The organism is Mesorhizobium sp. ArgA1 (assembly GCF_053714375.1).
The window spans coordinates 218,206-230,524 of the sequence record NZ_JBSKBQ010000006.1 but is presented as its reverse complement, the minus strand read 5'-3'; the positions used below and the strand labels follow the sequence as shown (position 1 = coordinate 230,524).

Below are 12,319 nucleotides of genomic sequence, written 5' to 3'. Positions count from 1 at the left end.
AACCGTCGTCTCTGAGTTCCACCCCAGCTCTGTGCAGCTTCAGCCGATCCGACTGCATGGCAAACCTGCCGAGCAGGCGAGCCTTCTTGCCTTCAACCTTGACAGGGAACATGAGAGACTAGTCGTTCAGCTTTCCGCCACGGTGTCCCATCGTCATCTTGGACGCGTACATCGTCGGTGAACGCTTGCCTGGAAGGTTCGCCTCGAGGACGATCTGTTCGACAAAGCCTTGGTTCATCTCCAACTCCACGCATTCGTCGAGCTTATCGACGAGCCAAACCGCGTAGCCTTCAGGTTCCTTGGCGTCAAATTCCGAATCGTCCGCCGGAATCTTGGGCTCCGGAAACGCTGGGATGATCATTATCTTGGGCTTTGGCAAATCGTAGGTATGTCCCTCATAGGCATAACCGACAATTATCCCGCACGATGTTTTCTGTTCTGGAGATGATCCGAGCATGAAGGTACTGCCTACCGTTGAAAGGACCGCAGTGCCAAAATTCTTCAGGTCGATCTTGAAATGATAGGAGACTCTGATTGGTATTTTTGGAAATGGAATATATCCATTTATTATATCTTGGCGACCTTTGTTGCTTTCATATTTCTTCAACACTTCAAGTGCGTTGATACGTTGCTCGTCGGTGATGGGTTGCCCAGGCGCGGTTTCGACATACATGCCGGTGTCCCCAAAGGGTGCCGGCGCACCGGGCACGCTGAGTCCAATCTCCGCCCCCAAGCCATAGAGCCTGACCTGTGTTGCGTTGTAAGCGCCTGATGGAAACGTTAGTGTCGGTCGGTGATAGTCGTCGCTCATTTTCCTCGCTCCTTTTTGCTGCATCCTTCAGTTCACAAGATCTCCCGCCAGCTGAAGTTCTCATCGAATTTTTCCGCGAGCATCGGCGCGACCCGATCGCTGACGTCCACCACCAACGCCGCGGCATTCTCGAACGACAGGTCATCCGCATCGAGGCGTGGCCACGCCTGCGCAAGTGCGAGGGCCACTTCGTCCCTTGCTCTGATCAACATGCTCTTGAACATGAAGGGCCGAGCGCGAAAGGCGCGGGACGTGAAATCCGAAATGCGCTGCATATCGGACTGGTCGACATCCTTGATGTCGATCCCCAGCAGCCGCTCGTCGGCCAACCCCTCGTGCACCAGTGCTGCGTGGTAGACGTCGACGATCGTGTCGAACACAGCCCCCGTGAACGGCCGTGACCTGTCATGGATTTCCGCCGTCACCTCTGACATGCGGCGTGCGTTGCTGGCGAGGCGTATCTGCCGATCGCCAGTTAGCTCGGCAATCCGGTTCAATTCATTGAGAACAAGCAGGTTGCCATCGCAGTGCCGCAGCAGCCGGTCCATGCCGCTGTCAAAATTCAGGAAGGACAAGAGCGAGACCAGATCCGAGCTGGCTTCGTGGAACGGTCCGAAATCGCCTTGAGTCAGACCGCCGGCTGGTGTCCCGAACAGCGAAAACAAGATGACGTGGCCGACCTCATGTGCAATCACATCGAAGTTGAGCGCATAGGGATAGTTGCCTCCGTCGATGCCGCGCTCTCGGCCGAGTTCCAGATAGCCATAGCCTGATTGCGCATTCTCCCAGTCGACGAAGGGGATGATTTCGAGCCGCTCGTACGTCTCGGCGAAGTACCAAACAATCGGTTTGCCGAGGTAGCTTTCCCAGATGTCCAGCACGCGGCTGACCGAGGCGAAAGCGTGCGCGGAAAGGAACTGCCGCGAGGTCAGGGAAAGTTGATCGAAATGGCCGTCAAAGCCAGCCTCTGCAGGCGGAAAGATTTCGCCGACAAACGGTGGCAGATAAGGGTAGTCGTAAGGCTCCTTGTCGAGGAGCGGATCGCGAACGTAGATGCGGTGATCTTCCGGGCCGGAGCGGATCAGATCGGGTGGAGTAGAAATCCATACTGTTTCGGGTGTTCCGTAACCCGAAAGGTGAGGGACCTGCGGGTAGACCAGGAACCGCGTTCCCAGCAACGGATCTTGCGCAACGACACGATCGACCGCGTCCAATCGCTTGGCCCCCCTAGGCTACCACGCTATCACGGCGCTTACGTCACGTAAATCGTCGGCCGCCAAGAGGTCAGGGCCTATAACGCCAGCCCCGCATCATCCATATCCTTGGAGAAGGCCGAGGTTAGCTGTAATTCCAGCATGGGGTGTGCTTTTTCAAATACTTGCTCCCGCAAAAGTTCGAGTGCCCGCAGGGCATCTTGCTTTTTTTGCTGGACGAAAGCCGCGCCGAGCTCCCTGCACAAATTCTCGACGTCGTCGTTGCCGTCGTGCGCATCACGGACCATCCGTGCCAGGGTGCGGTCGCGAAAATTGACGGCCTGTGCCGCACCCTCGAACCTCGCCTGCTGTTCGGGTGAAATCACGCCGCGCCGGCAAGCAGCGCGAAGGGTCCGGCGCAGGTCAATCAGCGCATGCGTCAATTGAGCGAAATTCACCTCGGCCGGTCCATGCAATACCGCTACTGCGTCGTCGGGTGCAAAGGCGAAGCGGCGATACCATCGGTAGATAAGCCCAACGCCTTGCATATGGGGGAACAGCTCGGCTGCTCGAAGGGCACCCATGCTGGCCGCGCCGACGACATGAATGCCACGGCTGAGGGCCCACAGGATTTCCTTGTGCCGAACCGCTGGCTCGGTCTGAAAACCGCCATCGATGAGAAGGATCGCACTCGGGTCGAAATGCTGCACGGCCGAAACGATCGAGCCTTGCACGGCCGGGGGAAGGCATACCGCATCGACGACCTTCAACGCGTCGGAATGGGACACGGTAGGGCCAGTGAAGACGAGTTTCGGGCGCATAATCCCTACCCCTGCATGAGCGGCTGCAAGGCAGGGATGACAATCCTGACAACCGACAGGGCGTCGAGCGGTTTCGTTCCCACCCGGATTAGGTGAACCGCATCGAACCCTCTCTCTTCGAGAATTGCCAAGAGGACCGACAGCCCGTCCGACGCCGTGTTGAACTTCTGCTCGGCGAGCGCGCGGAAATCCACGCTGCGCGGGCCATCGCGGAGGAGCCGACGATGCGCTGCGATCATCTGCCGATCGGGGTATTTCGGATAGGACGCGCGCGTCAGGTCATCGCGCGCGCCCGAGATCGCCGCCAGACGGGCCTGGGCCGCTTCGTAGATGGCGTTCGCCGCCGCGCCGGCGGGACTGAAACCGGCAGCCGAGCCATCAGCCGGATGATCCAAAAGGACCGTTTCCGTCGGTTTGTCTTCCAGCAGATGGCACCACACCACCGGTATGCCCAACGGCGACAAAGCTTGCCAAAGGCCAACCAGCACGTTCTTGGCCGCCAAAGTTTCCAGGAGATCGCGGAGCGACGGATCATCAACCGTCTCGGGATCGATGCGTTGACGGTGGAAAAACCCGTGGGTCCGGTATGCCGTGGCGATCGCGTCGCGTTCGATGCATTCAAGCATGCCATGAACGATGGCATCCGGCTCCTCGAAGCCTGCTGCCAAACCGCTCGTCGATGCCGTGAAAATCCCGTCATGGGGCAGTGACGGCAACACATAGGCGGTGTGCACGAGCTCGAACGGGACCAGGTCGCGGCTGCCGGTAAGAAGATTGTCTGCGGCTACCCACGCCGTCTCCCTGCCGCGCCATCCGGGCGCGGTGCCCCCCTGGAGATGCTTTTCGAAACGATCTGGCGGGATGCCCAATTGATCGGCGCAGCCGACGACTGGTTCGAAATTCGCCACCTGCTCTGCAAAGAAGCTCTCGGCCGATTCCAGCATGGCCGATATCGCGGCTTCCGCCAGGGTGGCGCCCTTGCCTTGCGCGACCGCGTTGGAGAGCGAGAAAGGTCTTGTCACCTGCACGACCGGGATGCCGAGCTGGTCGAGCCCGGTAATGTCGGCGATCCGCGTGATGCCCAGGCCTTCGCGCATCTTCATCAGCCTCGCCAGCGCCTCGTCGGGCGGCGGACCAAGGCGTTTATATCGCTCCAGCATCGCGGATGTCTTGCAGGGCCGGGTAGTGCCGAACGGCCGATTCGGGATTGACGATCAGCGCGGCGCCCGGCTCGAGAGCGGATTTCGCACGTTCGACCCGATCGCGATAGCGCGACGACAGTTCAGGCGACAGGCCTGATGATTGAAGGGTCTCGTATATACTGACGAGGAAAGGCACGGCGCCTTGCTCCGCGGCTATGGCGATGCTCTTTTCGAGGGCAGCGATTACGTCCGCCTCCGCATCGCCCTGGAGAAGAAGTAGCTCCGCCCTTCGCCTGTAGAGCTCTGCCAGCCAGAAGCGGCTGCCGCCGGCCTCGGCCTGCGCCACAGCCGAGCCCAGCAGCGCGAGCGCCTCATCGACCTCGGCAGTTCGTGTCAAAAGCTCTGCCAGCATGCCGCAATAGACCGGTTCGTCCTCAGGCGTCTGGAACTCGCCATGGAGGCCAAGGCCTTGCCGCATTTTGTCCCTGCCGCTCTCGACCTGGCCGGCGTTGCCGTCGCACCAACCTTCGAAGATTTGCGCTGCGGCGGCGAGAGCGGGCATATAATGGCGCTCCGTCAAGTGGCGCAGATCCGCTATCACGCTTCGTAGCCTCGAAAAATCGCGGCGATAGCAATGCAGCATCGCCTCGTTGAGATAGGCATGCGCGATGCTGCCGGCATGTCCGGTTTGCTGCGCCCAGCTCCTAGCTTCCGACATCGAATGGATCGCGCTTGCCGGCTTTCCGACGAACCAAAGCGACAAGGCGCGGTGGGCGAGCCCGCAGACCCTCGCGTCATGCCCGCCGAACAACGCAGCATTGGCTTTGCCCTGGCCGTGCTCATAGAGCGACAGTCCGGCGTCGACGGCCGCGATGCAGCGGTCGTGGCGGCCAAGATTGAAGTCGATTGCCCACACGCAATGCCTGGCCTGGAGTTGCACTTCGGCATCCTCGACATCCCTGAGATCGCTGAGCACGACTTCCGCGCGCTCGCCGTCCATGACGGTATCCGTGAACCACCAGCCCCAGTAGATCGGGAACCACTTGGCCCGCTCGGCCACCGGCCGCCGCCGGGCCATCACCACGCCGTCCTCGTACAATTTGCGGGCGGGCGCCGAGTTCGGACCTTCGACAGCGGTCAGGATGGGACCGAGCACGATCATGGCCGATAGCCGCAGCGCGTCTCGCGTGTCGGCTGCCGCAACTCGCTCGCAGAGCGCCAATGCATGCTCGAGTATCTGCCTCGCTTCTGCCATTGCCGAGCGGGACGAGCTTTCCGTGCCTGCGATCACGAACTGAGCGATCGCGTCCTCTAGAAGGCCTGCGCGCTCGGCGTGCTCGGCGACCTCGGCGGTGCCCAGCCACCCGGCCAGGTTTCGGTTGCGGCTCACCGCGGCAAACAGGCGGCGATGCAAGGCCTGCCGTCTCTTGCGCAGCGTTGCGTTGTAGATCGTCTCCTGGATAAGCGCATGGCGCACGCCATAGACCGGAACGCCGGAAGGCCGCACGCGGATCAGGAACCCGGCCTCGCTCAGTGAATCCAGCGCGTTTGCGATGATTTCGTCGTCGAGCTCCGGCAACAGCGCGCGCAGCAATTCCTGATTGAAACGATTGCCCGCGACGGCCGCGGCGCGCGCAACTTCGTGTGCAGGCCCCAGCGTTTCGAGCCTGGCCTCGATCACGCTTTCAAACACCGAGGCATGACTGCGCGTCGCGGTCTGCGCCAGCCGATCCGTTGCCGAGGCCGCGTTCTCGGCCATCCACTGGCAGATTTCTTCGATAAACAGCGGGACGCCTCCGGTCACGCGTTCCACCACGTCGAGCAATTCCGGGGAAGTTGACGGCTTGCCTTGCGGTAACATGGCCGCGATCGCCAGCCGCGTTTGCTCGCGGTTGAGCGGCTTTAGCGAGATATGCCTTGGATTCGATGCTGCCAGCCAGCTCCCGGTTTCAGGGCGCGTGGTCACGATGACAAGCGCCCGGAAGTGACGGGCCGACTGTGCAAGCTCAGCCAACAATTGTCTCGACGTCAGGTCGATCCAATGAATGTCCTCGACCACCAGGACGATCGGTCCGCTGGCGCACAGGGCTTCGAGCGAGTGGCGAACCGCCCAATTGGCTTTCGCGCGCATCGCCTCGGCGTCGATTTCCTTGAGCATCGGATCGGCTCCCGCAGCGCCGAGCAGGAACGAGAAGATGTCGATGATTTCGGGATCGCGGACGTCATGATCGCGGAATACTTCCGCCACGGCGGCAGCGCTCAGCTGTCCTTCGTTGCCGGCGAGATCGCCGCGTACGTTCTGTAGCAGCGGATGCAGCGCCGAGCGCACGCCGCCGGGCGTGCACTGGAAGAGCAGCAGTTTCGCGCGCTGGTGACGCGTGCGCCGGCGCACTTCGTGAAGAATGCGCGACTTGCCGATCCCGGCCTCGCCCTCGATCACCACCATGCCGCCGTTTCCTGCAACGGCGCTGTCCCATGCTTCGGCGATCGTGGCGAGTTCGGCCTCGCGATCGACGAGCGGACTGCTCAGCCGCCCGAAGGCGAAGAAGCGGTCGACCTCGCGCTTGTGACTCAGCGCGCGCCAGACCAGCTCCGGTTCGGCAAACCCCTTGATCGCATGGGTCCCCCTACAGCTGAACACATGCGACCGTCGCGCCAGGTTGCGCGTCGCGTCCGAGACCACCACCGTATCCGGCTGCGCGATGGCCTGGAGCCGCGTGGCCATCGCGAAGGCAGGGCCGGTGACATTGTCACGACCCGTGTCGGCGTCACCCTTCTGGATCAGGGTCATCGATGTCGCGATTCCGACCCGGACATGCAAATCGGCGCGGCCTTGGTCCGAACCGACGCGCCTGCAGGCGTCGATGATTTCGAGCCCGGCCCGGATCGCCAGCGATGCCGCATCCTTGGCGTCTATTTCGGCAGGAAACAAAGCAACGCCGCCATCGCCGACCTCGACCTCTACGGCACCCGAGCACGACGCGACCGCCTGTCTCGCCGCCCGCTGGAAGGCTGATATCAGTTCCTCGAACTCTTCAATGTCCAGGATGCCAAGAAGGTCGGTCGATCCGACCAGGTCGTAGCAGAGCGCGGTCAGGATCCGGCGCTCATGCCGGGCTTCGGACGCATTGTTGCCGTTGCCGCCCAGAAAACCTGTTGCCACCGACGCCGCCGGCAACGCGACCGGACTCTTCTCCGACATGCTGCGATTTCCTCGCCGAGCACAGTGACGGCAATATTAGCAAAGTGCGATGCTGTTCACAAAACACTTGATCGGTGGGCAGGGCAGGAAAAAGCCGATGCTGGGATCATTATGGAGAGAAATGCTCACGGCGCAAACTCTCCGTGGCGTTGACACCAGCTGTGACCGCTTTTGGTGGGCGGTCGGGATGACTTCGATGACCGAGATCAGGCGCATAGCAGTCGTTCATGCCGGGTCGGCATAGTCAGCTTTGCGTCGAATCCGGTCACTCCGAGCGATTGGGTTTTTCCGCTTCAGCCCTCTCCCGCCTCAAACAAAAACACCCCGCTCGGCCTCGCCGCTGTACCCTTCGCATCCCCAAAATCCGGCACCTGATATTCGGCGAGCAACCGCAGCCTCGACAGCGGCAGGTCGGCGCGGCGGGGATCGCCGACCAGCACTTCGATGCCGGCCGCCAGGCAGCGGTCGAGGAACGGGATAATTTGCAAAGCAATCTCGCGGCCATAGAACACGTCACCCGCAAGCACGAGGTCGACCGCCGGTGGCGGACCCGTGGTGATATCCTGGCCGACAATGGTGATTTCGACGCCATTGGCCGTGGCGTTGAGGCCGATGGCGGCGACGCCGTTGCGATCGATCTCGGCGGCGATCACCCCACAGGCGCCAGCTTTCGCGGCGGCGATGCCGACAAGGCCCGAACCGGCGCCGAGGTCGAGCACGCGGCGAGCGGCCACACTTTGCGGATGGTCGAGTACATAGCGCGCAAGCACCGTGCCGCCGGCCCAGGCATAGGCCCAGTAAGGCGGCGCTGGCTCGGGCGCGTCGTCGACTGGCTCAAGCGCATCGCCGTCCGCGTCGCCGCTTTGGTGCGGATCGACAAGCCGCCTCAAGCCACTGCCGGGATGGGCCGTATAGAGCTGGATTTCAGGAAGCACGGGAACGGTGCTAGCCGCAGGTTCGCCTTGATGAACGCTTCGGGATCGAGACGTCGATCAACGTCCACGATCCCGCCATCGCCGCGGCCGTCGTGCAAATCCCCCACTATTCCCGCAGCGCCCGGCGCAGGATCTTGCCCACCGGCGTCTTCGGCAGTTCGGTCCGGAACTCGATGTATTTCGGTCGCTTGTAGCCGGTCAGGTTCTCACGGCAATAGGCGATCAGCGCCTCGACGGTCAGCGCCGGGTCCTTTTTGACCACGAACAGCTTTGGCACTTCGCCCGAATGCTCGTCCGGCACGCCGATCGCCGCCACTTCCAGCACGCCTGGATGCTGAGCGACGACTTCCTCGAGTTCGTTGGGATAGACGTTGAAGCCGGAGACCAGGATCATATCCTTCTTGCGGTCGACGATCTTGGTGTAGCCGCGCTCGTCCATGAAGCCCATGTCGCCGGATTTGAAGAAACCGTCCTTGGTCATCACCTTGGCGGTCTCGTCCGGCCGGTTCCAGTAGCCGGCCATCACCTGCGGTCCGCGTATGCAGATCTCGCCGACTTCGCCGAGCGGCAGATTGTTGCCGTCATCGTCGCGGATGGCGATCTCGGTCGACGGCAAAGGCAGGCCGATAGTGCCGGTGAAATTGCCGTCGCTGAACTTGTTGGCGGTGGCCACCGGCGACGTCTCCGAAAGGCCGTAGCCTTCGGTGATCGAGTTGCCGGTCAGCGCCTTCCAGCGCTCGGCGACGCCCTTCTGCACCGCCATGCCGCCGCCCAGCGTCAGGATCAGCGGTTTGAAGTCGAGCTCGCGGAAGTCCTCATTGTTGAGCAGCGCGTTGAACAGCGTGTTGAGGCCGGGGAAAATGTGCGCCGGATATTTCTGCAGCTCCTTGACGAAGCCGGGAATGTCGCGCGGGTTGGGAATGAGCACGTTCTGGGCGCCCTGTTGCATCCCCATCAGCGCATTCACCGTCAGCGCGAATATATGATAGAGCGGCAGCGCGCAGATGAAGTTGAGATGCGCCGGTTTCGGCTTGATCGCGTAGGCGTCCTGCAGCCACAGCGTATTCTGCGCGACATTGGACAGCACGTTGGAGTGCAGCAGCACGGCGCCCTTGGAAATCCCGGTGGTGCCGCCGGTATATTGCAGGAAGGCGACGTCGCTCGCTCCCAACTTGGCCGGCTTGAAGGCGATGCCAGCGCCGGCCTTCACGGCCGCATTGAACTTGACATGGCCGGGCAGCGACCAGGCCGGCACCATCTTCTTCACCCGGCGCACGACGAGGTTGACGATCGCGCCCTTGAGGCCCCCGAGCATGTCGCCCATCGCCGCGACGACCACATGCTTGACATCCGTCCTGGCAATCACCGCGTCCAGCGTGCTGGCGAAGTTCTCGAGAATGACGATCGCCCGTGCACCGGAATCCTTGAGCTGGTGCTCCAGTTCGCGCGGCGTGTAGAGCGGATTGACGTTCACCACGACATAGCCGGCGCGAAGCACAGCCATCATCGCCACCGGATATTGCAGCACGTTTGGCATCATCAGCGCCACCCGGGCGCCCTTCTGCAGGCCCTTCGATTGCAGATAGGCGCCAAAGGCGGCCGATTTCCGCTCGAGTTCGGCATAGGAGATCGACTTGCCCATGCACACGAATGCCGGCTGGCCGGAAAACTGCTTGCAGGCGCCGACCAGGAAGTCGCCGATCGAACCGTAGGGCAGGGTGCCGATCTCGGCCGGAACGACTTTCGAATAGCTTTTAAGCCACGGCTTGTCCGGCAGGCCCGCGGCAAGCGCCGTCAGTGTCTTCGGCAGTTTCTTGGCCGGGCTCGGCGCCGGTTTTGAGGCCGGCTTTGCCGCCGCTGTTTTCGATGCAGGGTTGGCGGCGGGTTTTGCAACAGGTGCTGTCTTCGCGGCCGCGGGTTTGGCCGCAGGTTTTGCGGCCGGCTTGGCGCTTGCCGTCGCCGGCGCGCTGGCCGCCTTCGGCTTGGCGGCGGCTTTGACCGAAGGCGCTTTCGGCTTGGCGGCAGCAGCGGCCGGCTTTGAAGCAGTCCCTGCTTTTGCTTTCGCCGGGGCCGTTGTCTTTGTCGCTTTTGCCACCTCTAGCCTCCCTCATTCGTTCTGTTGCCTGCTCCATGCTGCATCGCCTCAATATAGTGAGGCGTCCTCCGCTGCAGCGATGTCGCGGATTCCCGGGAAATCCGGCGTGTCATCTATCTATTGCGACTATCGGCGGCCGTGCAAGTCTTGCCCCAACGGCAGGACGGCAAAGATTTGCGGCCGAAATCCTTCTCGCGACGCCGGCTCCGGAAACGGCCTCCTGTCATGTCGGCTGCGAAACCTGAGCCTGTGGATATTTGTGCTCACGATACCGGCAATCAATGAAAAAATGCGGTCGTTAACAATCCCGTGATTAGCAGATTTTGCTATTTCTTTCTGAAATCGAGCAAAAGCCGAGAAATATTTTCTGCTTACGGTGGGGTAGGCAAACAGGGTGTTCCAAAGCCCGAAAAACGGTGCTTATATGCGCGCTTCGCGAGCCTGCTAGAGGGGCTTGGAAGAACATCAGGGAGTGCTCAATGAAAAAGAAACTGACTTTTGCAGCCGCGTTGCTGGCTGCAAGCGTCCTCGGCGGCGTGGCCAATGCCAAGACGCTGGTTTACTGCTCGGAGGCCTCGCCGGCCAACTTCGACCCGGGTACCACGACGGGCGGCAACGACTTCGATGCCTCGTCGCGTACCGTCTATTCGCGCCTGGTCGAATTCAAGCATGGCGGCACCGAGATCGAGCCCGGTCTTGCCGACAAGTGGGAAATCTCCGACGACGGCCTGGTCTATACTTTCCACCTGCATCCGGGCGTGAAGTTCCAGACCACGGATTTCTTCAAGCCGACACGTGACTTCAATGCAGACGACGTCGTCTTTTCCTTCGATCGCCAGTTCAACAAGGAAAATCCCTGGAACGGCGAAAAGTACCTGCCGAACCTGACTTGGGACTACTACACCGGCATGGACATGCCGAAATACGTCGCCAAGTGGGAAAAGGTCGATGACCTGACCGTTAAGCTGACGCTGACCGAGCCGAACGCGCCGATGCTGGCCAATCTCGGCATGGACTTCGCCTCGATCGTGTCGAAGGAATATGCCGACCAGCTGGAAAAAGACGGCAAGATGGCCGACTTCTCGACCAAGCCGATCGGCACCGGTCCATTCCAGTTCGTCGACTACCAGCTGGATTCGGTGATCCGCTATGCGGCCAACCCGGATTACTTCAAGGGCAAGGAAAAGATCGACGATCTCGTCTTCGCCATCACGCCGGACGCGACCGCCCGCATCCAGAAGGTGCTCGCCGGCGAATGCGACATCGCGCCCTATCCGAATCCTGCCGACATCGGCACGATCAAGGCCAACGCCGACGTGACCCTGATGGATCAGGCCGGCCTCAACATCGGCTACATGAGCTACAACACCACCATCCCGCCGCTCGACAAGCCTGAAGTGCGCCACGCACTCAACCAGGCGATCGACCGGGCATCGCTCATCAAGTCGCTGTTCCAGGACGCCGGCGCCACGCCGGCCGAAAACCTGATCCCGCCGACCATGTGGTCGTGGGACAAGGACGTGAAGTCCGACGCCTATGATCCGGAAGCGGCCAAGAAGGTGCTGGCCGATGCCGGGCTGAAGGAGATCCAGCTCTGGGCCTCCGATCGCGTCCGTCCCTACAACCCGAACTTCCAGCGCGCCGCCGAACTGATCCAGGCCGACTGGGCCAAGGTCGGCGTCAAGGCGGAGATCGTCAGCTACGAATGGACGAAGTATCGCGAGGAAGGCAAGAAGAAGGAACGCCCCGGCGCCTTCCAGATCGGCTGGACCGGTGACAATGGCGATCCGGACAACTTCTTCGCCACGCTGTTCGCCTGCTCGGCCATCGGCGTGTCGAACTACTCCAGCTGGTGCGACAAGGACTTCGAGGACCTGATCCAGAAGGCCAAGAAGACCAGCGACCAGGCCGAACGCACCAAGCTCTATGAGCAGGCGCAGGTGGTCTTTGCCAAGCAGGCTCCGGCCTTCCTCATGGCACACAGCCAGGTTTACGCAGTCGTGCGCAAGAATGTCAGCGGTTACATGATGGACCCGCTCGGTATTCATCGCTTCGATGGCGTCGACAAGGCCGAATAGAACTGTTAGGCGGGCGGCGCGCAATCAAGCGCCGCCCCCTTT

The 12,319-nt window shown here is 61.6% G+C and carries 7 protein-coding genes and 1 pseudogene; 1 reads left to right on the top strand and 7 read right to left on the bottom strand.

Translation table 11 applies throughout. The features are described from left to right. Positions 1–118: 118 nt before the first annotated feature. The 7 genes and pseudogenes from ACWGTI_RS16840 to ACWGTI_RS16810 all read right to left on the bottom strand — a co-directional run bounded on the left by ACWGTI_RS16840 (position 119) and on the right by ACWGTI_RS16810 (position 10,199). Positions 119–811, bottom strand: coding sequence for a hypothetical protein (locus ACWGTI_RS16840; RefSeq protein WP_454588145.1), 693 nt, complete (start codon positions 809–811; stop codon positions 119–121). A gap of 32 nt (positions 812–843) precedes the next feature. Beyond that, complete coding sequence (locus tag ACWGTI_RS16835) at positions 844–2,025, bottom strand: hypothetical protein (RefSeq protein WP_454588144.1); 1,182 nt, start codon at positions 2,023–2,025, stop codon at positions 844–846. Between the two features lie 77 nt (positions 2,026–2,102). Next, entirely contained in the window at positions 2,103–2,825 is a 723-nt protein-coding gene (locus ACWGTI_RS16830; protein ID WP_454588143.1) for a TfuA-like protein, read from the bottom strand. A gap of 5 nt (positions 2,826–2,830) precedes the next feature. Then, a complete protein-coding gene (locus ACWGTI_RS16825; protein ID WP_454588142.1) occupies positions 2,831–3,985 on the bottom strand; it encodes a YcaO-like family protein in 1,155 nt (384 codons plus the stop codon). After that, a complete protein-coding gene (locus tag ACWGTI_RS16820) occupies positions 3,969–7,169 on the bottom strand; it encodes an AAA family ATPase (RefSeq protein ID WP_454588141.1) in 3,201 nt (1,066 codons plus the stop codon). The genes ACWGTI_RS16825 and ACWGTI_RS16820 overlap by 17 nt, the downstream gene beginning before the upstream one ends. Positions 7,170–7,462: 293 nt before the next feature. Next, positions 7,463–8,202 (bottom strand): annotated as a pseudogene (locus tag ACWGTI_RS16815) (class I SAM-dependent methyltransferase). Positions 8,203–8,210: 8 nt separating this feature from the next. After that, on the bottom strand, positions 8,211–10,199 hold the full coding sequence (locus tag ACWGTI_RS16810; protein WP_454588140.1) for a long-chain-fatty-acid--CoA ligase: 1,989 nt from the start codon (positions 10,197–10,199) through the stop codon (positions 8,211–8,213). Positions 10,200–10,678: 479 nt separating this feature from the next. Between ACWGTI_RS16810 and ACWGTI_RS16805 the strand changes: the two genes are divergently transcribed. Next, a complete protein-coding gene (locus tag ACWGTI_RS16805) occupies positions 10,679–12,277 on the top strand; it encodes an ABC transporter substrate-binding protein (protein WP_454588139.1) in 1,599 nt (532 codons plus the stop codon). The last annotated feature ends 42 nt before the right edge of the window (positions 12,278–12,319 follow it).